The 25,634-nt window shown below is 44.9% G+C and carries 5 protein-coding genes; all 5 read left to right on the top strand.

From position 1 onward, the window contains the following. The first annotated feature begins 70 nt into the window (after positions 1-70). The 5 genes from ACFVS2_RS11080 to ACFVS2_RS11060 all read left to right on the top strand — a co-directional run bounded on the left by ACFVS2_RS11080 (position 71) and on the right by ACFVS2_RS11060 (position 25,622). Positions 71-7,813, top strand: a complete 7,743-nt coding sequence (locus tag ACFVS2_RS11080) for a S8 family serine peptidase (protein ID WP_390233731.1) — start codon at positions 71-73, stop codon at positions 7,811-7,813. A gap of 62 nt (positions 7,814-7,875) precedes the next feature. Continuing rightward, positions 7,876-13,695 carry a polymorphic toxin-type HINT domain-containing protein gene (locus ACFVS2_RS11075; RefSeq protein ID WP_390233729.1) on the top strand — a complete coding sequence of 1,940 codons (5,820 nt, stop codon included), beginning with the start codon at positions 7,876-7,878 and terminating at the stop codon, positions 13,693-13,695. A gap of 1 nt (position 13,696) precedes the next feature. Then, positions 13,697-14,239: a hypothetical protein gene (locus ACFVS2_RS11070; protein ID WP_144616818.1), complete on the top strand. Its 543-nt coding sequence runs from the start codon at positions 13,697-13,699 to the stop codon at positions 14,237-14,239. 282 nt (positions 14,240-14,521) lie between these two features. Further along, the gene (locus tag ACFVS2_RS11065) at positions 14,522-14,863 is read left to right on the top strand and encodes a hypothetical protein (protein WP_390233727.1); all 342 of its coding nucleotides are present in this window, start codon (positions 14,522-14,524) and stop codon (positions 14,861-14,863) included. A 700-nt stretch (positions 14,864-15,563) separates the two neighbouring features. After that, positions 15,564-25,622, top strand: a complete 10,059-nt coding sequence (locus ACFVS2_RS11060; protein WP_390233724.1) for an Ig-like domain-containing protein — start codon at positions 15,564-15,566, stop codon at positions 25,620-25,622. Positions 25,623-25,634: the final 12 nt, after the last annotated feature.

Genomic DNA, 25,634 nt, shown 5'->3' with positions numbered 1-25,634 from the left:
TATTTCAATAATTTTACCTGTACTTATTTTCTTTCGGTTTTGAACCGGTACGGGGAAGGGAGTCTTAGAGATGAACAGTAAATTCATCCGTTCCATTAGTATTTGCAACGTATTTATATTGCTCTCTTTACTGTTTTTGCAAACGATTCCTGAGCAGGTGCGTGCAACGGAAAAAAGCAAAACATACTTGATTGGTTTCAAGGACAGTAAACGAACGAAAAGGAGCGCTATCCAGGGAATGTCTGTGCAACAACTCAGTTCCAACATGATGGTCGCTACCTTAACTGAAAGTGAAAGGGAGGAATTATCTCAAGATCGAAATGTCGCGTACATAGAAGAAGATAGTGACATAGAGTTAGCAGAGATCGACCTGACAGAAAAACAGGAGATTCCATGGGGAGTCGAGCATGTAGGTGCACTTCAAGCGCATAGTAGAAATTACTTAGGTAAAAATATCAAAATAGGAATTTTAGATACCGGAATCTCTCGTCATGAGGATTTGAAAGTGAGTGGCGGCATTTCCTATGTAGAAGATGAAGCGGATTATGATGATGCCCATGGTCATGGTACCGCTGTGGCTGGGGTGATCTCTGGCAAAGACAATCATCTTGGAATAGTAGGAGTCGCGCCAGAAGCGGAAATCTATTCGATCAAAGTTCTTGATGAAAAAGGTCATGGCAAGTATTCAAGTATGATTCAGGGAATAGAATGGGCCATCCAGAATGACATGAATATCATCTCGATCAGTGCGGGTGGCTCCGTGGACAGTCGCGCGTTGCATGACCAAATAAAAAGGGCAAATGAGCATGGAATTCTGGTCATTGCAGCAGCAGGAAATCGGGGTCTCGGGGAGGATACTCAATTATTCCCGGCACATTATCCGGAAACCTTGTCGGTAGGTTCCGTTGATCGGGATAACCAGCGTGCTGATACCTCCAGTGTAGGAACGGGTTTGGACCTGATGGCTCCGGGCGTGGATATTTTAAGCACTTCCCTTCAAAAAGGATATGAATTGCGCTCGGGTACTTCTTTAGCTGCTCCTCATGTGGCTGGTGCCGCAGCAGTCATTTGGTCGAAGAAGGGAAAGGTAACCAACAATGAAGTGCGGGATATTTTGGTAGAGAGTGCAACACCTCTAGGGGAGCCGCGTTTTTATGGCAAAGGGCTGGTGAACCTGGAAAAAGCTTTGGATCTAGGAAATACAGAGTCTATCGGGATTCAGTCGATTGAATCTTCTCGTAGCGAACTGGCTATTTCCGTAGGGCAAAGCTATCCATTGAAGATCAAGGCAAAGATGACAGATGACACGACCAAAGACATTACCGAGGAAGCAAAATATGCCAGTAACGATGAAAAAATCGCAACAGTAAAGCCAACAGGACTGGTGACTGCGACTGGCATTGGTGAGACGCGATTGATCGTAAAGTTTGAAGACAAGACGATCGAAATCCCAGTAGTGGTTAGTGAAAATGTACCTTTGACCCCACGTGGCGGTCTTGATACTCCAGAAAATGGTGAATTGATTGTCGGTACGTATGAAATGAAAGGATGGTACCTAGATCCAGCAGGAGTGCCTCAAATCAGTATCATGGTTGATGGCATAAAGGTTGGAGAGGCAATCTATGGTGACCCAAGACCCGATATTGAGGCCAAGTATCCAGCGTATCAAAATGGAAACGCAGGTTTTCATTTTAACCTAGATACAAGAGAAATGAGCGTAGGATTGCATACGATTACGCTTGCCATTCAAAACAAGAATGGAGAGCAGACGGTTATCGAAGGAAATACGTTCTATATTGGCAACAAGCAGCCAGTAGAGGGCCTCCATGCTGATGTTTCCAAGCTAGAGCTAACGGCCGGGAATACGCATCAGCTCGTTGTCTCTACGATTCTCGAAGATAAAACGCTAAAAGATGTCACGATGCTGGCTGCATACACTTCTTCGGATGAAAATATCGTAACGGTATCTCCAGCTGGTTTCGTAAAAGGAACAGGAATGGGAACAGCGATTGTTACGATTCGCTATGAAGGACAGACCATCACAATTCCTGTCACGATCCAAGAAAAAATCGCGCTTATACCACGCTGGGAAGTAGAGAGTCCAATTGATCATTCCACAATGACGGGAGCCTCTCTCATTAAAGGCTGGTATTTAGATCTAGCAGGTGTATCAAAGATAGAGGTTCATATAGATGGGAAATTAGTCGGGGAAGCTCTTTACGGGCAACCGCGACCTGATATTGCGCAGGCGTATCCAGCTTATCAAAATGCTACTTCTGGTTTTCAGTATTTTTTGGATACGGCCCCAATAACGGAAGGGCAGCACACTATTACGGTGATGGCTGTGAATCAGGAAGGCAAAGAGCAAGTCCTGGCAGAGCGCTCCGTGTCCATCGAGCGTGCACAACCAGCCAAGAGTATAGCTGCAAATGTAAGCAAGGTCGAACTATCACAAGGGAATACACAGCAACTTATCATTTCGGCTGTTTTGCAAAATGACCAAATGAGAGATGTAACAAGAGAAGCGAAGTACACCCTTGAGGATCCTACGGTTGCCAGCATTTCCGAGCATGGAATCGTCACTGGTGTTCGGATCGGACAGACCACGGTGATTGTCGACTATCAGGGACAAGTGCTGACAATACCGATCTCGGTTAAAGCAGCTGCTGGAGTTTCCCAAGGGGGAATGGACAGTCCTGTCGACAATGCGACGATTAGCGGAGTCTACCCTGTAACAGGCTGGTTTATCGCTTCAAGCGGTGTCTCGAGCATTGAGGTGTTGGTGGATGGCGTTGTAATCGGGGAAGCCACGTATGGAGTTCCTCGTCCCGAAATCGAGATTACCGATATTTCTTTACCGGGTAGCAACGTTGGATTTCATTACAGCCTCGACACAGGCCTTTTCCAGAAAGGAAGGCATACCATTTCTGTTCGCGGAACAGCCAAGGATGGTAATCAAACGATGCTGGGGTCAAGAAACGTTCAGGTGGTCGAATTGCTACCGGCAATTGGATTGCACGTAGATATCGCCGAGCTGCAGCTTTCTCAAGGAAAGACACATCCACTCACTGTCAAAGCAGAGCTGGAGGATCAGAGCAAGCAGGATGTGACCAAGCTAGCCCTTTACACCATAGAAGATCCAACTGTTGCAAAGGTGAGTCCAGACGGAGTGGTTACGGCTCTGGCGCAAGGCAATACGAGCCTTACAATCAAATACGGAAATCAGAGTATCAAGATACCAGTCGTCATTACAATAGCAGAAGTGCTAAGCCCAATCGGCGAAATAGAAACGCCAGCAAATGACGCGATTATCAATGGTACGTATACGATAGCGGGCTGGTTTTTGCATCCTTCTACGCCTTCGCGTTATCAAGTCTTCCTTGATGGAAAAGAAGTCGGACAAGCCAATTTGGGTATAGCTCGTCCTGACATTGCCTTGCTGCATCCAGACTATAAGAATACGCATGCAGGATTCAGTTATACGGTGGATCTGTCCGAATTGCAAGCTGGCCCTCATACGGTATCTGTCGTGGTGACGGATAGCGAAGGAAAACAGTACCCGTTGCCAGAGAAAAGCTTCGTGGTTGGAGAAGTAGCTCCGGCGGATAGTTTGAAGCATACGGAATCGGGCATCAGCTTAGCAAAATCATCGATGCAGAAGCTACAGATTACCGCAACTTCAGCCGGTCAAAGTCCAAGAGATGTGACTACCCAAGCCGTATATTCGTACGAGAATTCCAATGTGATCCACGTGAGTCCACTGGGGATCGTCACAGGACTCGAAGTGGGAATGACCAAGATCGTAGTCAGCTATGGAGGTCAGACCCTAACCATTCCAGTGGTTGTGACGGAAACAGAATCTGGCCCACTGGTTGCAAAAGGACAGTTCGACATTCCGATAGACAAAGCAGAAATTGGAGGAACCACAACGATTCAGGGGTGGCTCCTTGATCCGGACGGTGTAGCCAAAATAGAAGTGTTGGTGGATGGGCAGCTACAAGGAACGGCAGTATATGGCGGGCCTCGCCCAGACATTTTTGCCCTGTATCCGCGCTATGAAAATGCAAATGCAGGATTTCAATATCTGCTCGATACAATGCGCTTCAATGAAGGCGAGCACAAAATAACCGTACGAGTAACCAACAAAAAGGGAGTAGAAAGCCTCGTTTTCGATAAAGAAGTAACAGTTGGCCCGGTAACAGGGCTTACTACCAATCTTTCCAAAATGGATCTTGAGAAAGAAAAGACCGCTTCTCTCACTGTTGTTGCGTCTTATCGCGACAAGAGTACGAAGGACGTAACGGGCGAAGTCACCTACGCGATTCAAGATCCAGCCATTGCAAAAATAGACGCAACTGGTGTGATAACGGGCCTAGCGTCAGGGAATACCGTTCTGTCCGTCACTTTTTCTGGCATCGTCCAGCAAGTGCCTGTTCATGTAAAAGGCGGCGCTTTGATAACGACAGGTGCGATTGATGCTCCAGGAGAGAATGAACAGATTAGTGGAAGCTATAACATAACAGGCTGGTTCATGACTCCTGGTGAAGTGGAAAAAATCGAAGTGCTGATGGATGGCGTTGCATTGGGTGAGGCGAAGTATGGACTGGAACGCCCGGATATTTTGCGAATGTACCCAGAGGCACCCCCTGTAAAACCCGGTTTTTCGTATCTGTTAGAAGTGAATGATGTCGACTTGGGTCAACATCAGCTGACTGTGCTAGTAACGGAAAAAGACGGGAAACAGACCAGTATGGAAAAGGCGATCACGATTGTGAAGCCGATTCATGACAAGTACACCTATTGGCTGCAATTTTCAGATCAGCAAGGCAAGGACAATTGGTCCTATCAAGAGGTGTCAGGGGATCGTCAAGCTGATTTGACGTGGAACAAGCAAACAGAAGAATGGAAGAGTAATCACGATACGGCCATCGGGAATACATGGATAAGAGTTGGCAGCTCAAACCCTGTCATCAAATGGGAAGCACCACGATCAGGAAAAATCCAGGTCAGCGGTTGGATTTCCAAAATTCAAGTCGATGAGGGCGATGGGGTAAACGTCCGATTGCTGAAAAACGATGATCAAATTTGGCCGGCTACTGGCTGGCAAGCCATCGAATTCAACGATGAAATTGGTGTGGAAATCCAAGAAGAACTTGAGGTAGAGCAAGGAGATGCGCTCTTGTTTCAAGTGGATCAAAAAGAAAATAGCATCGGCGATTTACTAAAATGGACACCTGAAATTACCTACATGAGTAATGCCGTTAAGGATAATGCGGCTCCTCAAATCTATTTGACCTCTCCCGCTGTGGGAGCAGCAGTCTCTACCGTCGATGGCAAAGATGTTGTTGCGATCTCAGGTTTTGCCATGGACCCGAATGTGGGGGATCAGGTAAACATTTGGTACCAGATGGATGATGAAGATCCACAAGAGTTGACGAGGTTTACGGCTTCGGAAAAGCACCAACCATTTTTGTTCAACTTGACCACCCATCACCTGAAACCGGATGTTTTGTATTCTCTCCGTGTCTGGGCAGTCGATCAAAAGTCCGGAAGATCACTCAGTGAAAAAGTAGACTTCACCTTGGACATGAGAGCGCAAGCCGAAAAGGAAGACATTGTGGTTGTCGCGAAGTGGAAATCTCCGAAAGATGGAACCGAAATTTCAAAAGGAGAAAAGGTTTCACTGACTTGGGAATATGCAAGCTACGGTGGGCACTCCAGTAAAATCGAATCGCAAGAATTGCTCATTTATATTAGCGAAGGTGGGCATGTCACCTCAACGATCCGCGAAAAATTGACAGGCACAGCACGTTCCTACGTGTTTGATACAAGTGTGATCGAGAAAAATGCCCGAGTGGAAGCACGAATTCGCTCGATTATGCCGAAGACGCCTGTTTATGTTTATGGTGGAACTGCGAAGTTGAATTTCAGTGTTCTGGCTGCCAATCAAGCTCCTGTCGTACAAAGTACGGAGTTTGTCACATTGGACAGAGGGCTTACAGGAGTCATCAACTATACGCTCAATGAAAATGATGTCACGGACAAAATCGTTGCGACAAAATTACGGGTAGGCTTCACGCCAGGTGGAAACGAGCTTGGTGAAAAGGAAGAGCTGATCCCGGAGGCTTCCCAAAACAGACAGGTTGTTAGCAGATATTCCTTCCCCCTTACCAAAGATATGCTGCACCAGACCATTTACTGGACAGTGCAGGCGCAGGATAACCGGGGAGCTTGGACACCAGCTGTTAACTATTCCGTCCGACTGGAAGAGGCACTTCCGAAAATCGTGATCTACACGCCGGTTGCCAAAAGAGTCATGGACCTTGATGACACCTTTACATTGGATGGAACATACACGAAGCTTACCTCCGGAGAAATGATTGCAGCAAAGGTCGACCTCTCTGATCCTGCCAAAAAATTCACGACAACAGGAACTGCCGGTCAGTGGGAGCTGAACTGGACGGGGCGTGAAATCGGATCAGGTACGTACGAAAGTATCCAAGTGACAGAGCCGACTGTAGTCTACTACTACGGAAGCTTAACAGTAGAAGACAAGCCGGATGCTCCAAGTATCGTGAACGCGGAGGCTGAAACGAATTCACTCAAAATCTATTGGAGCCCATCTGTAGGTGCCATTGACTACGGAGTCCAAGTCGATGGCGGCGGTATCAAAAAAGTGGGCGACGTCACTAACCATACGATCACGGGGCTTCAGCCTGCTCGTGTTTATACCATCAGACTTTGGGCGTATACTTCAGCCGGGATTAGCAGCTACAGCAGTTCGATTACGGTTGAAACGAAACCAGCAGAAGGCAATTTTAACGGAATGGTCGAGAATAGCCCAGTGCGAATGTATTTCCCTGCAAATGAGGCGAAATACATGAAAATCGTTGCAGGAATAAATGGAAGCTATTCATTCACGTTAAATAACGATGCGGGTTCACCTGCAAATGCAACGCTCTCCGTCTATAAAGCGGCCAGCTTGCAGCCACATGAGGAGATTGCGGCGGGAGCGAATGGAAGAGTCAACCCCGTATTTGTTGCAGGAAAAACCTATTATGTAAAGATTGTCGCAAAGGATTCCTTCTACGCTACGCTTCTGGCAAAGCCGGGAGGAGAGGCCTTTACCTTTAACCAACCAAAGGAAATTACGCTTCAGCCTGGTCAAACGGTAGAGATGGCCATGAATACGACCATTCCTGGCAAGTATCGCATGGTGACACAATTGAAAAATCAGACACATAAATATCCGGTTGTCACGGTACTGTCTAATGGAAATGCTGTAACACCAAAAGAGACGCCAACTCCTTCCGAAATCAATTATGAGCTGGGGATGGGCAGCTACACGATCAAATTGACCAATACCGAAAGTTATCCGGTGAGTGTTTCCTTTACTGTTTTTGCTCCCCTCCCTGGTGGAACTCTTTATGAGTACGTTTACGATCAAAACAATCGGATAAAGGCGATTAAAGAAAATGGCGTAGAATCCGTAACGTTCATTCATGATGATAATGGAAACATTTTAAAAAGTGTCAAGCATGCAGTGACGCTTCCACCAAAAGGAACCGTATTACATGTGGATATGGAAAAGGTGGAGGTACGAGCTGGCAGCACACGACCGATTAAGGTCACAGCAACATTGGAGGACGGCAGTACGCTGGATGTAACAGCACAAGGCATTTACTCGGTGGTAGATTCTAGGGTTGGATTTATCGTGAAAGGCGTTGTGCATGGGATGAACCCTGGAACAACAGAGGCTAGGGTGTTTTACGGCGGACAGTTTAAAACGATAACGATTACGGTTGTACCCTAATCCATGTTCATGCAGTCCCTCCTTCGCATCATGGGGGGACGAATATCTCTAACGGAGGCATTATGAAACATTTTTCCATAAAATCACTCATGATCGTTGTGCTTTGCCTTGCATTATGTACGACGATGCTGCCGCTTGGAACGACGTTCGCAAATGAATCCTCCCCCGTGTCCATCTCTCATGTAACCTCAGGTGAGAAAGCAGCAACTCCTGACACGGCAATCGAAGAGATTCAACAATCCATGGGCGAGCCAATCACCAATGACAAAGGAGAAGCAAAAAATCCGACCGAGTACACGGAAGCGGATATTTCTTCTCTTACATGGACGCAGCTAGAGACTGGCACTGTTATTGAAATTCATCGCAGTTTTGACAGAGCATTGTTAAAATTCGCAGCTTATTTCTATTCCGAGCTGCTGCAATTACTAACAGCAGAAGAACAAGAGGAAATCAAACGCCTTTCCTCTGAGCAGATCATCTCCCAATTCGAGAATCTCAGTCAGGAAAGCAAAGATCTTTTACAGCGGTTAACCCCTCTCGTTCTATCTAAAATCAATGAAATCAAGCAACTGGACGAGCAGATGGAGGTCCAATCCACTACGCCTCCTCCGGTAAAATACACCGAAAAGGATCAGGAGTTTCGATTTGCTCGATCAAAAACAGAGCAATCCGTCGATGATCTATACCGTGCTGCGAACCTGGTCGAGCAAGATCTCTACTTGCCAGGAAAGCATGGACTGGATCTGGACATAAAGCGCAGATACCACTCCCTGAGCAGTAAAATCAGTGCGCCAAACTGGGATGAGGACTTTTCCAAGAATGAAGCACTGAAGGCCAATGAGAAATTTGCAACCGGCTGGGATTTTAATATGCCGAGATTGGATATCGTCACACGGGAGCAGGCCGTAACGGTAAGGGACGACCCCAATAATCCAAGTCAACAAATTTACTCTACCAAAGTAGATAAGGATCCATCGAGTAATCGGTATTACATTACTTTAGAGGACGGCACATCTTTAGAATACCGGTTCAACAAGTTTGTGAATTATCCGTATCAAGACATCTTCTTCACGATTGACGAAGTGAATCGGAAGTACACGCTGCATTACCGTAATTTGAAGTACGAGTTTGATGTCACGTTGGGAACGGTCGTCAAATCCAATATTTATGGGGACACGATCAAGTACAACCTGAATAGCGACGGAGAGCCGGTCAGCATTGAAGACAGTGTCGGCCGTTATGTGGTGCTGAAACGAAAGCAAAACGACACCACGCAGGATTTGATTGTCTATAAAGACAAGACCGAGACTACTGTGCTCAAGCACATTCGCTACCATTTTGAACGAAAGTTCGCATTGAGCGGTTACCATCAGCTTGTTCGCGTAGAAGTCCTGCCGACAGCAGGAAGCGGAAGCAGCGCATATACAGTCGCGCGGTATGCCTATCATGATCCAAAAACGAAGGGCATTGCTTATTTCAATTTAAACAAAAACTATACGCTGGAAAAGCTGCCTACAGATCAAACCCTACAGGATTCAGCGAAGTTTTGGGAGTCCGATGTAGCCAAGCGCGCGGAAATCGATTACTTGCTCATGCAAGAAGCGTTTTATCCTTTGCAAGGCTTGAAAATCAATTACGATTACCGTCCCTATCAATTAGGTCAGAATACCTTCAATGACGGACTCGTACGGATTTTTCAAGACAAGTATGCCTTGAGCTATGTATCCTACCATCCTGTCAATAAAGTATCGTACAGCTATACGCAGAAAACACCGAGCGGTACGAATACGTATAAGCTGGAAAAAAGCTATACAGATAACGGCAATTTCCGTGAGATATGGAAGGTGCCAAAAGAACAGCTGCCCAGACTGAAGAATTTTGCGGATCGACATGGGGATACCATTCATGTCACCGAATCAGAGGCATCCCGTTACACGAAAAATAAACGGTACAAGGTCAATCAAGACGGAAATCCTTTGCTGAGAAGTGAGAAGACAACAGGTATTAGTAAAGGCGGAACGAATGTATCTGGCGCGAAGTATCGGGTCGAGTATAATCCAACTACCTACACGAGCTACGCCTACACCGGTCGAAATACGAATCCGACGTATCAGTACGTTTTCCTCGAACCGACATCGGCTGTTAGCGATCTGGATGTATACAATCACTATTTGAAAGACCCGAATGTTTCCAATCGCGCACAGTATGCTGCCAAGATCAACAATTACGCACAAGAGACGTACCTGGAATACAACCATTATGGACAACTGATCAAGCAGATTGCGCCAGACGGGATTATGAGCACATGGACATATGATGAGGTGGCGCTGAATCCATGGGGGTTCCGGACCTTCTCCGTTTTGAAGGCAGCCAGAACGCAGTCAACAGCAGCTTCTGGTGATCCTTACTATTCGAATACCACCTTTGAGTACAACGATCAATATTTGCTCCGAAAGGAAACGGAGATCAACTCGTTCCCTGCCAATTTAATCAATACTCCCAAGAGTCAATCGGTTGAACGAACCTACGAGTACACAAACAAACAGCTTTATTCGATAACGGAGAACTTTGGCGCAGGAAAGACACGGACGCAGACCTTTACCGCTTATGATCAATACGGAGTTCAGCCCACGCAGATTGCACTCGCTGGAGTGGAGTTGGAAAGCGGAAAATCGGATGTGCTGAATTTTTCCTACGACATCGATGACAAAGGTCAAATCAAAAGCCAGACCTATCCGAATGGAAGTAAGGCTACGTATGAATACGATGAATTAGGAAGACCTCTATCGGAGACTTTTCACAATCAAGGTGCAAAACGAACCATTACGTATGTCTATCGGGACGGTGAAGGTTCTGGGGCGACGACAGATGGACCGGGAATCGTTGAGAAAATTGCACCGGATTCATCGAGACTCATCACCTACTACACGCCATATGGAGATACCGCCTATCAAGAGCAGGTAGGCACAACAGGTGCGAAACGTCCTTTGATAGAAAACGAGTTCACGCCGGATGGATTGGAGATCAGCCGCACGGTTCCTTACGGGAAGCAGGGGGAAAGCACCTCGTATCTATATGACTGGGACGGATTTCTGTACCAAGCTACGAATTCCCTGGGAACCATTAAAAACCATCGAAACAATGCCTACTCAGATGGATCGAAATATTTGCCGCGTTTGACGGAACAAACGCTCTCTCCAAATGGTTTCATCGTAACCACTTACCGCGACTTGTATGGAAAAGTGGAGAGCACAGAGGAGACGACCCAAAGCGGCAGTCACCATCGAGTGACAACCTATCAGACGGATCGATTTGGGAAAGTAACCAACAAGGAAATCTCTGACGGCAAGACTTCCCAAGTGTGGAGTATGCGCTTCGATCATAACGACAATCTAGTATATTTGCAGGACCCAGAAAATAACGTAAACGTATATGGCTACGATACGCTAGGCAATCTCACTAGTGTTTTGGAAAATGGGACGACTACGGCAGAGTATACCTACAACAGTTTGGCATGGAAGCTCTCGGAGAAGAATCCGGAAACAAGAGCAGAGACGTACACCTACGATAAAAGCGGCCTTGTGAAAAGTTACAAGGATAAAAACGGAGTCATGTTCAACTATGACTATTCGCCTTTCCATGAACTGACGAAAGTTTCTTCCGGTACTGCCTTCTATGAAGAGCGCGTGTATGATCCACAATCTGGTCTGCTTTTGAGCGAAAATAATAACGCCGGAAACGCCATCAGCTATGGCTACGATGGATTCCATCGGAAGAATCGCCAGACGATGATGGGCAAAGACTACCAACTGCTCTATTCAGACAGCGATGATACGGTGGATACTCTTGTTTACCCAGCAAGAGGTGCAGTATCTGGTTCAGCCCCATCGATGAGAGTCGAATACACCTATGACAACGCGAACAGATTGAACGCGGTGGCGATTCCAGGAGTGGGAACGACCACGTACACGTACGATATCAGCAATACAGGGGAAACCAATGCTATATCGTATCCGGGACAACCGACAGCCATGCAGCAATCGGTCAGCTCGTTTGGTGAAAAAACAGCCTTGAATCACGCAGACGGCTGGAATGAGACAAATGGCTACGATCTGTTTGGCAATATCACCAGTCAAAAGCGCGCTGGGACCAATTATGGGTTGTTTGTGTACGACAAGCTTTCCCGGATTAAGGAAGAATCGGTCGAAGGAAACGTCAAGCAATACGCGTACGACAAACGCGGCAACCGCCAAGTGTATGCCAATGCTCCGGCAAATATCTTGGGCTCCTATGAAATGAAGCACGATTTGTTTAATCGTTTGCAGGAGTACAAGGACGAGAAAGGGACAACGACGTACACGTATTACCCAGGTGGACTGCGGGCGTCGAAGCAACAGACTGGCAGCGTGACCGACACGACCAACTACGTCTATCTGAATGGGCAAGTGATTGAAGAGCTGACGCAAGATGGTAGAGTGAAGGCACGGAATGTGTTTGGAAATCAGTTGATCTGGCGAAAAGACTATGCGTCGAATCTTGAAGGCAATTACTATTACAATAGCCACGGGGATGTTGTTAAGATCAAGGATTCGAACGGTAACGTCTTGAATACGTATGACTATGATATTTGGGGTAACTTGATCCCAGATAAGGTCAAGGAAACGATTTCTAACCCGTTTATGTATGCAGGGGAAATGTATGACAAGGAGAGCGGTTTTTACTACCTGCGTGCACGATACTACGATCCTAAGATAGGGAGGTTCATTTCGGAGGATACGTATAAGGGGCAAGTGGATAATCCGTTGAGCTTGAATAGGTATACGTATACACATAATAATCCGTTGCGGTTTGTTGATCCAAGTGGGCGGACGGTCAGTGAACCGTGGGGTAACGGTGGAATTCGGAAAGACTCTAACGGTGTTTTGAGGACGCACGACGGTAAAGGTAATGTCTATTGGGATTATTATAGGAATGCTTCTGTTGATGAAGTCCCAGAGGAAATTCGGTTAGAAATTAATGGAAACACACGAGAGCCAGAATGGTATGAAGATCCTTTTACTTACGTTACTGGTGTTGGTGGGGTAGTAAAAGCTACAGCTAGTAAAGCGGCAAAAGCAGGAGTTAAAACTGTTGAGACGAAGTTAGTGAAAAACCTTATTGGATGTAATTGCTTTACAGCAGGCACAAAGGTTCAAACAGACGAAGGGGAGAAAAATATCGAAGACATTGAAGTCGGAGATAGGGTTCTCTCGAAAAATGAAGAGACTGGTGAGCAGGCATACAAGGAAGTTACGCACCTGTATCGAAATGATAAGAAAATTATCTATGAACTTACAGTAGGAGACCAAGTCATTGAGACTACCGATAATCATCCGTTTTGGGTTGAAGGAAAAGGTTGGGTACTCGTGGCTGACTTGCAGGTTGGGGATAAGTTACAGCAGAGCAATGGAAATACCTTGAGGATTGACAGCATTAACATTGTTAAACATGATGAAAAAGTTAAGGTGTATAACTTTACTGTTGCAGACTTCCATACGTACTTTGTAAGTGACTTGGGCATTTGGGTTCATAATACTGGTTGTGATGTACTAAGTCCATTTGATTTGATAGGACGTCAAACTAGGGATGAAATGAGTAAAAATCAAATTAAAAAGTTGACTAAATCAATGCAACAAAATGGTTGGGACGGTCCTCCAATCAAAGCGTATGTAGTTGATGGAAAGACAATTATCGTTGATGGACATCATCGTGCGGCGGCGGCAAAACATGCAGGGCTTAAAAATGTGCCAGTCGAATATATTACAGAAGCAGAGTTAAAACATACATGGAAAGTAACGCCTGATGATTTGTTAAAACAGACTTACGAAGCAGGGGGCAGATAAAATGGGGTTAGAATCGTATAATTTTTTACTTTACCCCAAAAAGAACAAATCCAGCCTCACTGATGAAGGTTGGGAGACATTTGGTGAGGAGTCAGTTCTGTTCACTAATGTGAAAAATGTTCTAGACTCTATGTTAAATTTTCTTCCTTACACTCCAAAAGATATGTGGGCGACTGACGATGCAGAATGCTACTACTCATATAGTGATGAAACTAGCATTATTGAAGTTCAGATTGGCTTGGGAGTAATGGCGGAAGAAGTTGATGAAATTTCAGTAAGGTTTGCTGTATGTAATCCGGAGGGCACATTTGAAAAGGCTCTAGAGATATGTAACGAATTAGCAATTAAACTTGATATGAATGTTTTAGATATGAAATTGCAAGAGATACTGGATTTTGGAAATGAGCTTCAGTTGATGAGAAGCAAAAAGAAGTTTCAAGAAAAGAAAGAGAAGTTTTATTCTACATTCGACTTACCAATCGGTATAATAGCCAAGCCGATATATTGTGATGAGGTATTCGATGTGCTAAAAGGAAAACACTAACACTATATAACTCTGAGGGGAAAATCTCTCAGGGTTTTTCTTTCCCCTCCACAAGTGTAGAATGAACCAGACAGCGATAAAAAAAGTTTAGCTAATCCTAGTTCAAATGATGATGGAATTATTTCCAAAAGAAAATGAACAAGTAAGACACAGAGGTAACTTATACACATATAAGTTAAAAGCCGCCAATGCCGCCAATCATGTGAGAGTAAATGTGAGGATAGATGATAAAGGTAATTTACTAGTTGATTACATTACAAGTGGAAAGAAAGGAGTTAAAAAATGAAATTATTAGATATTGAGAAAAATTTTAATGAAGCATATCTTTTTGAAGATATAAAATTTAAGTCTGTCCAATTACTGGAGAAACTAATTTTAAATAGTGATTCAAATTATCTGAAGGAAGAAGAAGACAAATTACCAACTAACATGAAACTAAAAGATTTTATTATACGTTATAAGTGCACACAGCTATTTATTAATAACCACGATAGAATATATCCGTTTTTTAGAGTTTGCCTTGAATTACTTCATCCAGAAACAGAGATTCAATGGTATTACTATGATATTGAGTATACAATTGATGGTGAGTTTTCAGATGAATATTTTGGGATGTATAAATAAGTATTGTCATTGGAATTATGCCTTGGGGCCATGTCCCCAAGGTTTTTTTTCTCCACCAGTGTTGATTTAATCGGGCTGCACATACCGAAGAACTTGCCCTTAATCCCCGGATGATGGGCAAGGACTACCAGTTTTTCTACGCCAATTGTATGCCAATGCTTTGGCAAACAAGTTACGCTCCCAGGGTATTTATTGCTTACGATTAATCGATTGCCTTAGGTTTACTTTCGGTAAAAGATCGTACAATACGACCAACAAACTAAACGCTAAGCAATTCAAACAAAAAAGCTCTTTCCGAAGTGAATCATGAGTAGTAATGGTTAACCGTACAACAATAGAGCTGAAGAACTAGAGCAAGACTGTCTCGTTGGTAGAGGTATCTACTACAAGGGACAGTCTTGTTTTTGTAAGTAGGAAGAAAATACTAGGTAGAGCCAAACATATTTTAACTTGGAAATTACTTCTGATAATCATCAATATTGGCTGACTAGTAATTTGTTAGTCAAAACTTATAGGTAAGTTCCTATTGCTCCAATATAAGGAATTCACTATAATTCTAAATGCTGTTTAGGTAAAATTTACATTTTTTATCTGTACTTATTATTGGGAAGGAGATGAAAAGTAACTGGCGCACGTTGAATTATTTTTAAAAAGGGAATGATACCAAAGTTCATGACAATTATGACAAGGAGTTACAGGAATGAACCCTAGATTCATCCGCTCAATCAGTAGTTTCAATCTATTCCTACTGCTTGCTTTACTGTTTTTACAACTTGTCCCTGAGCATGCTATCGCAAGCGCTAATAGTAAGACGTATTTAATTGGTTTTAAAGAAAACAAGAAAGCAAAAGTAAGGGCTATTCAAAGATCATCGGTACAGCAACTTAGCACGAAAGTGATGGTTGCTCAATTAACAGAGAGTGAAATGGAGGTAATGTCTCAGGATGAGAATGTAGCCTATATTGAGGAAGATAGTGAAATAGAGTTAGCAGAAACAAACTTATCAGAAAAGCAGAAAATCCCGTGGGGAATTGAACACATAAAGGCAAATCAAGCTCACGAAAAAAATTACAAAGGCCAAAACATCAAAATTGGAATTATAGATACAGGTATATCCAATCATGAAGACCTCCAAGTAAAAGGAGGCATTTCCTATGTAGAAGGAAAATCAGATTTTGATGATGAGCACGGGCATGGAACTGCGGTGGCTGGCGTTATCGCTGGTAAAGATAATGATGTTGGGATCGTTGGTGTTGCGCCAGAAGCTGAAATCTATGCAATTAGAGTCCTTGATGAAAAAGGTCACGGTACTTATTCCAGCATGATTCAGGGGATAGAATGGGCGATACAGAATGACATGAACATCGTTTCCATTAGTGCTGGTGGTAGAATTGACAGTCAAGCTTTACACGACCAGATTAAAAGAGCGAATCAACAAGGGATACTGGTTATTGCATCAGCAGGAAATAAGGGAATGGGTGAGGATACCCAGTTATATCCTGCGAAATATCCAGAGGCATTGTCCATTGGTGCCATTAATCAGGACAATCAACGGGCTGATTTTTCAAGCGTTGGTAGTGGGTTAGACGTGATGGCTCCTGGGGTTGATATTCTAAGTACATCTCTCCATGGAGACTATGAGCAACGTTCAGGCACTTCTTTAGCAGCTCCTCACGTAGCCGGTGCAGCAGCTGTTATTTGGTCAAAAAAGGGTGGAGCCACGAATCGCGAAGTGCGTGATAGTTTAGTCGATCATGCAACACCTTTAGGGGAATCGCGGTTTTACGGAAAAGGGCTTGTAAACCTAGAGAAAGCGTTGGGACTAGGGGATGAAGACTCCGCTGAGATTATCTCATTGGAATCCAAGCCTAACGAATTGCGACTTTCCGAAGGTGAGAATTATCAACTGAAAATTACGGCGAACATGACAGATGGCAACACCAGAGATGTCAGTAAGGAAGTTATTTATAAGAGTAAGGATGAAAAAATTGCTACGGTTACACCTTCAGGTTTAGTCACCGGAAGTGGAATGGGAGACACACAACTGATCGCCACGTTGGGTGACAAAACGATTGAGATTCCGATAGTTGTGACGGAGCGAGCGCCCCTGATACCAAGAGGTGGGCTCGACACCCCTGAAAAGGGCGAGTTAATCAGTGGTACGTATACCATTAAGGGATGGCATCTCAATCCAGTGGGAGTATCGAAAATCAGTATCCTGATTGATGGTATGAATGTGGGAGAAGCATCTTATGGCGACCCGAGACCGGATATTGAAGCGAAATATCCAGCTTATCAGAATAGCAATGCTGGATTTCACTATCAACTGGACACTGGGAATTTAACCGCAGGCACTCATATGATTACTGTGGAAGTTCAAGAAACTAATGGTCAACAAACCATGATAGAAGGAACGACATTTTACATTGGTAACATGGAGCCTGTGAATGGTCTGCATGCCGATGTCACCAAGCTGGAATTAACGAATGAAGGCTCACATCAGTTGGTGGTATCTACGGTTTTAGAAGATAACACCCTGAAAGACGTTACAAGTCTTACTGAATATGCTTCATCAGATGAGAGCATCGCTACAGTAGATTCTACTGGGCTTGTAAAAGCAATGGGGGATGGAACGGCGATTGTTACCATTCGATATGAAGGTCAATCAATCATGATCCCCGTTACGATAAAAAAGGATGAGCCACTGATACCGCGTTGGGAGTTAGAGGCGCCAACAAATAATTCCATGATGGCAGGCGTCACACTCATCAAAGGTTGGTACCTAGATCCATCAGGTGTTTCCAAGATAGAGGTTCATGTGGATGGAACAGTAGTAGGGGAAGCTTCTTATGGGCATACCCGCCCTGATATTGAATCTTCTTATCCCCAATATCAGAATGCTAAAGCCGGATTTGAGTACCGTTTAGATACAACGCAGCTAATGGAAGGGCAGCATTCGATTAAGGTAACGGCTGTTACGAAAGAAGGCGCTGAGCAAGTTCTAGCAGAGCGAGCTGTTTTCATCGGTCGTGCAGAACCAGCAACAAGTATTGTGGCAAATATAAGCAAAGTAGATGTAATACAAGGGAATACACAGCAATTATCCATTTCTGCTGTTTTACTGAATCAACAAACGAAAGATGTGACGAGAGAGGCTCAATATACGGTTGAGAATCCTTCGGTCATTAGCATTTCAGATAAAGGTATCGTTACGGGAATTGAAATCGGTCAAGCAAATATCATCGTGAAATACCAGGACCAAACGCTTACGATACCTGTCTGGGTCAAAGCAGTAGCGGGTCTGGCTCGGGGAGGCATTGACAGTCCCGCAGACCACGCATTAATCAGCGGTGTTTACCCTGTCACAGGCTGGTTTATTGACTCCAATGGTGTTGAAAAGATTGAAGTACTGGTCGATGGAGCCGTAAGTGGTGAAGCAACCTATGGCATTTCTCGTCCGGAAATAGAAATCATGGATGCTTCTAAACCTGATGGAAACGTAGGGTTCCACTATAATCTCGATACAGGACAATTGCGGGAAGGCACACATACTCTTTCTGTTAGAGGAACAGGCAAGGGTGGAAATCAGGTAATGCTGGGGAACAGAACGATACAAGTCGTTACCTTGCTACCAGCAATAGGATTAAAGGCAAACGTTACAGAGTTAATCGTTCCTCAAGGAAAAACGCATCAGTTTACTGTCATGGCAGTACTAGAGGATCAGAGCAGTCATGATGTCACCAAGCTGGCCCTATACAACATAGAGAATTCTTCTGTCGCAAAGGTGAGCACAGATGGCTTGGTCGCGGCTCTAGCCCAAGGAAGTACGAGTCTTACTGTAAAATATGGGGATCAAAGTATCAGCATTCCTATTACCGTTACAGAAGCGGAAGCACTTAAAACTTTGGGAGAGATAGAAACGCCTGTAAATGGTGCTACTGTCAATGGTACCTATACGATTTCAGGATGGTTTTTACATCCCTCTGCTATCTCTGACTATCTGGTTGTCATTGACGGGATCGAACATGGGAAAGCAAAATCGGGCATTGCTCGACCTGATATTGCACTGCTTCATCCGGAATATACAAATACGCAAGCAGGATACAGCTATACCGTTGATCTGAACGAACTGCAACTGGGTAATCATACCGTTTCTGTGATCGCAACCGATAGCGAAGGAAAGCAGTATCCATTACCAGAAAAGAAATTTGTTATTGGAAATATTGCTCCAGCGATCAGTCTGCAAAATGCAGAACTAGCTATTAGCGTAGCAAAAGACGCTATGCAGAAACTGCAGATTACGGCCAATTTTGAAGGACAACAACCAAAGGACATTACTGGTGAAGCTGTTTATACAGTAGAAGATCCGAATGTCGTTTATGTCAGTCCACTGGGAATCGTTACAGGTCTGAAGGTTGGAATGACAAAGATTCACGTGAATTACGGGAATCAGTCATTGGTGATTCCAGTTGTTGTCACAGAATCAGAATCAGGCTCGCTTGTTGCCAAAGGGCAAATCGATATCCCTAAAGAAAGCACAGTAATTGGTGGAACCACAACCATACAGGGATGGATTCTGAACCCAAGCGGTGTGTCCAAAATCGAGGTTTTGGTGGATGGACAATTACAGGGAACCGCCGTTTATGGCGGACCTCGTTCAGACATTTTATCCATGTACCCACACTACCAGAATGCAAATGCTGGCTTTCAATATCTACTGGATACGTCCTTGTTTGCGGAAGGGAATCACAAACTAACCATAAAAGTAACGGATAAAGCGGGCGCGGAGAGTCTCGTGCTGGAAAGTAACATCATCATTGGTCCCGTTACGGGAATCGTAGCTAATTATTCCGAAGTTACTTTAGAAAAAGACAAGAGCGTAGCATTCACGGTCGTTGCATCTTATCGAGATAAGAGTACAAAGGATGTAACAGGAGAAGTGACCTATACGATCGATAACCCAGCTATTGCCAAAGTAGATGCAACAGGAGTACTAACAGGTCTCACATCAGGGAGTACGGTTCTTACCGTGTCTTATGCTGGCATCGTGAAGCAATACCCTGTCACTGTAAAAGGCGACGTCTTGGTAACAGGGGGCGCCATTGACACCCCACAAGATAACGAACTGATCAGTAGGAATTACAACATGACGGGATGGTTCGTTTCTTCTGGTGAAGTGGAGAAAATCGAGGTATTGATGGATGGAGATAAGCTGGGCGAGGCGAAATATGGGCTTGAACGACCAGATATGAAGCGCAAATACCCAGACGCACCTCATCTAAAGCCAGGTTTCTCCTATCTGTTGGAAGTTGACCAGATGCAAGTAGGGGAACACCAATTACATGTGCTGGTTACAGAAAAAGACGGGAAGCAAACCACTATGGAGAAGACAATCACGATTGTGGAACCCATACATGACACGTATGCTTTTTGGCTACAATTTTCTAATCAGCAAGGACAGAACAACTGGTCCTATCAGGAAATAAGCGGAGATCGCTTCACGGAATTGGAATGGGACAAAGCTGCCGAGGAATGGAAGAGTAACCAAAACGAGACCGCGATCGGAAATACGTGGATAAAAGTCGGGAGCTCAGATCCAATCCTGAAATGGAAGGCGCCGCGTTCAGGACGAATTCACGTTAGCGGCTGGATTTCCAAAATCCAAGTGGAAGAGGGAGACGGAGTCAACGTCCGGCTATTGAAAAACGATGCTCAAATTTGGCCTTCCTCAGGCTGGCAATCGATTGACTTTAACGATGAGATTGGTGTGGAACTTCAGGAGGAGCTTTCGATTGAAGAAGGAGACGCATTGATTTTTCAGGTCAACCAGAAAGAAAACAATGTTGGGGATCTTCTCAAATGGACACCTGAAATCACCTACATAACCAACGAGGTGAACGATAATTCTGCTCCCCAAGTCTATTTGACCTCACCAATGGTAGGGAAGGCTGTCACTACTGTTAATTCAGAGGATGTCATCATCATATCAGGTATTGCGATGGATCCGAACATCGGAGACCAAGTTCATATTTGGTATCAGCTAGATGAAGAAGATCCTCATGAACTGACTCGTTTTACGGCGTCTGAGAGCGCGAATGAATTTTCGTACAACTTGCCCATCAGAAATTTGAAACCAGATCATCTCTACTCACTTCGTGTCTGGGCAGTCGATCAGAAATCCAGTAAATCTCTCGTCGAAAAAGTCGATATTAGCTTGGATATGAGAGCGCAAGCTGAAAAGGACCCGATAACCATTTCTGCCGATTGGAAATATCCGAGAGATCGACAAGAAATACCAAAAGGGCAGTCGATTACATTGGATTGGGACTACTACAACGGTAAAGGGTATCCAAGCTATATAGCCTCGCAAGAATTAATCATTTATATCAGCGAGGGTGGGCATGTCACTTCTGTAAAACGGGACAAATTAACAGGTACAGCCCGTTCATATGTATTTGATACCAGCTTTATACAAAAAAACGCACTCATTGATGTGCGCCTAAAAGCGGTAATGAAGAGCGATGCCCCGAAAATCCTTGAAGGCAGTACCGCTAAATTGGAGTTCTATCTATTAGCCACGAATCAAGCACCTGTAGTCGTAAATACAGAGCTTCTCATCATGGATAGTGGCCGAACGGGGTTAATTAATTATTCACTTAGAGATAATGATGTTTCAGACAAAATCGTATCAACAAAATTAAGAGTGGGACTGACTCCAGGCGGAAACGAGCTGGGTGAGAAAGAAGACCCGATTTCCGAATCGAACCAAAATGGGAATGCGTCCGGCAGATATTTTTTCCCCATCACAAAAGAAATGTTGTATCAAACCGTTTACTGGACGGTTCAAGCTCAGGATAATCGTGGTGCATGGACTACACCAACGAATTACTCATCCCGATTGGTAGATGCTCTCCCGAAGATCGTTATTTATACCCCCGGGGCAAAGAGGGTCATGGACATTGATGAAACCTTTACCTTGGAAGGGGTCTATACCCATCTTCAAGCAGGCGATGTCATATCTGGAAGGATGAATCGTCTTAAAAATCCGCAGGAATTTACTACTACTAGTAGCTCAGGTCAGTGGAGCCTTAGCTGGAGGGGCAGGGATCTTGGAGAAGGCACCTATCCGAACATCGAAGTATCCAATCGCGGCGGTTTTGTAGCGGTTTATCCTGGAAGCTTGACTATCGAGAAGAAACCAGATGCCCCTAACATTATTAAAGTAGAGGCAGATACGAATTCCCTTAAAGTATTTTGGAGTCCAGTCGCAGGGGCAACAGACTACGGCATTCAAGTAGATGGCAAAGGGATCAAGCGGGTAGGCAACGTATCCACTCATACCATCACGGGCCTACAACCGGCGACCGCTTATTCAATCATACTTTGGGCGTACAATTCATCCGGTACTAGCAGCTATAGCAGCAGCCCCTTCGTAGTCCAAACGAAACCAGCAGAAAGCAATTTTAATCTGTTGGTAGAGTATAACCCGGTACGGATGCATTTTCCTGCCGATCAGGCAAAATACTTTAAAATCACAGCGAAAACGAGCGGAGTTTATCAGTTCACGTTAAATAACGACTCGGGATTAGCGGCAGATGCAAATATATCCGTTTATAAAGGGGCGGGCTTGCTGGATCATGAGGAGGTCTCCTCAGGAAGTAATGGTAGAGTGAATCCAGTATTTGTTGCCGGAAAAACGTATTATGTGAAGATTGTAGGAAACAGTACGTTTTACGCTACGCTTCTGGCAAAGCCAGGAGGCGAAGCCTTTGTTTTTAATCAGCCAAACGATATCACGATTCCAGGTGGACAAACGGTAGAAATCGCCATGAATGCAATCATTCCTGGAAAGTATCGCATGGTTACGCAATTGAAAAATCCAAGTCAGAAGTATCCTGCTGTAACGGTCTATTCCAATGGAGTTCTAGTGTCACCAAGGGAGAAGCCAAGTGCAGCGGAGGTCATTTATGATTTGGCGGCAGGTGCCTATACGATTAAGCTGACCAATACAGAAAGTAATCCAGTCAATGTATTATTTACAGTTTTTGCTCCAGCGGCTGGGGGAACGGTTTACGAGTATGTATACGATCAAAACAATCGAATCAAGGCGATCAAAGAAAATGGAGTCGAAAGCGTCATTTTCTCTCATGACGAGAACGGAAATATTACAAAAAGCGTAAAGCAAAACGCATCTACACCACAGAAAGCCAAAGCCTTGAGTCTTGATCTGGAGAAGGTGGATGTATCACCCGGTAACTCCAAATCGATCAAGGTCATGGCAACATTGGACAACGGGAGTCAGGTAGATGTAAGCGCGCAGGCTGTATATGTCGTGGAGGATCCTTCGGTTGCTTATATCAACAAGGGGATTGTGTATGCGGTGAACGGCGGGACGACGCGGGCCAGGTTGTATTTCGGAGGGCAGTCGAAGACGTTTACCATTACCGTTGATGCACCTTCTGTTCATTTGACATCGATCAGTCTTACACCAGGGCAGTCCACAATAACAGAAGGCCAGATTCAACGCTTGTACGCATCCGCATATTACTCAGACGGTAACAGCAAGGATATCAGCAGCGTTGCCAGCTTTGACACTTCGAATTCATCTGTTGCGCAAGTGAGCAGCCAAGGTGTCGTAACGGGTATCAAAGCAGGAACAGCAACGATTACCGTTTCTTATGATGGTAAAAGCGCATCCAGCCAAGTAACTGTTCAAGGGGCTACCATCCAGGAAATAAAAGGAACCCCAGTGCAAGTGTCGTTGGTTGCAGGTGGTACTCAACAGCTTAGTGTAACGGCCACTTATTCAAACGGGGCCGAAGAAAATATTTCAAAGCAAGCCGTGTATTCAAGTAGTAATGCCAATGTTGCATCAGTAGATAGTGGTGGACTGATAACAGCACTTTCGCCAGGAGCTGCGCAAGTCACGGTAAGCTACGGTGGGCAAAGTACGATCATTCCTGTTACGGTTTCAGGAAATGCCATCTCTCTCGTGTCTTTGGCTGTTACGCCAGCGACAGTGAGCATTGGCAAAGGAGCCAATCAGCAGTTGGAAGTGAAGGCGACCTACAGTGATAACAGCCAAACGATTGTAACGAATCAGGCGACTTATCAGAGTTCGCAACCTGCTATTGCCAGTGTTGGAGCAAGTGGCTCCGTTACTGGGGTGGCAGTAGGATCATCCACTGTAACCATATCTTTTGGTGGAAAAGTAGTTACGGTTCCTGTTCAGGTTACAGAGACACAAGAGCCTGTGCAGAGCTTGTCCGTTACACCAGTCAGCCTGAACATGTTGGTTGGGAAGACACAGCAGCTGCAAGTAACAGCTACCTATAAGGATGGCAAAAACATGGATGTTTCGGGGCAAGCAGTCTACTTGCCAGGAGATGCCACAGTGGTAGCTGTTGATTCGAACAGAGTGGTTACGGCTGTTAAGGCAGGTAGTACGAACATCACCGTTTCCTTTGGGGGAGCGAGTGTGGTTGTGCCTGTTGTTGTTACAGCAGAAATTCCGGTTCAGAACATCAAGGTTGTACCGGAAGACATCACTCTTCAAGAGGGGACAACACAACAACTAAATGTGCTATTGAAGCTTGCGGATGGTACTGAAGTAGATGTAGCGGATAAATCATTGTTTACAATCGCAGATCCATCTATAGCATCCGTTTCTGCAAGTGGTCTCCTCACGGGAATAAAAGACGGAATCACCTCAGTAACCATTGACTATTTGGGAACCAAGGTAAACGTGAATGTAAAAATAAAACAAGTATTGAACGAAGAGAAGATAAAGCGCTTGTCCGCAGGTAGCGCACATACGTTGATGGTGAAAGAAGATGGAAGTGTATGGGCGTGGGGTCAAAATGAAAAAGGCCAGCTAGGAGATGGAACGGTACAAGATCGGACGACGCCAATAGAAAGTATGCTGGTGATTTCGGTTCAGCAACTGATAGCGAGGCCTGGTACGGTGTTGCTGCCGATGTCTCAAAGCAAGCCATTGCAAATCACGGCGACCTATGCAAACAACAGTACACAAGATGTCACGACGCAGTCGACGTATGAGAGCAGTAACCCAGCGGTTGCATCGGTGGATGCAGCAGGTGTGATTACAGCCGTATCGATAGGGACAACGAGCATCACAGTGAGCTACTATAACAAAACAATCACGGTCCCTGTGGAAGTCAAAGAAACAAAAGTGAAAGTCAATCGCTTGTCCGCAGGTAGCGCACATACGTTGATGGTTAAAGAAGATGGAAGTGTATGGGCGTGGGGTCAGAATGAAAAAGGCCAGCTAGGAGATGGAACGGTACAAGATCGGATGACGCCAATAGAAAGTATGCTGGTGATTTCGGTTCAGCAACTGACAGCGAGTCCTGGTACGGTGTTGCTGCCGATGTCTCAAAGCAAGCCATTGCAAATCACGGCGACCTATGCAAACAACAGTACACAAGATGTTACGACGCAGTCGACGTATGAGAGCAGTAATCCAGCGATTGCATCGGTGGATGCAGCAGGTGTGATTACAGCCGTATCGATAGGGACAACGAACATCACAGTGAGCCACTATAACAAAACAATCACGGTCCCTGTGGAAGTCAAGGGAACTAAAGTGAAAGTCAATCGCTTGTCCGCAGGTAGCGCACATACGTTGATGGTGAAAGAAAACGGAAGTGTATGGGCATGGGGTCAAAATGAAAGAGGACAGCTAGGAAATAATAGTCTACAAAATAGCACAGTTCCAGTATTAACGAATGACAATTAAATGGAGTGAGCT

Source organism: Brevibacillus sp. NPDC058079 (assembly GCF_042885155.1).
Classification (GTDB): Bacteria; Bacillota; Bacilli; order Brevibacillales; family Brevibacillaceae; genus Brevibacillus.
This window is presented reverse-complemented; position numbering and strand designations above follow the sequence as displayed.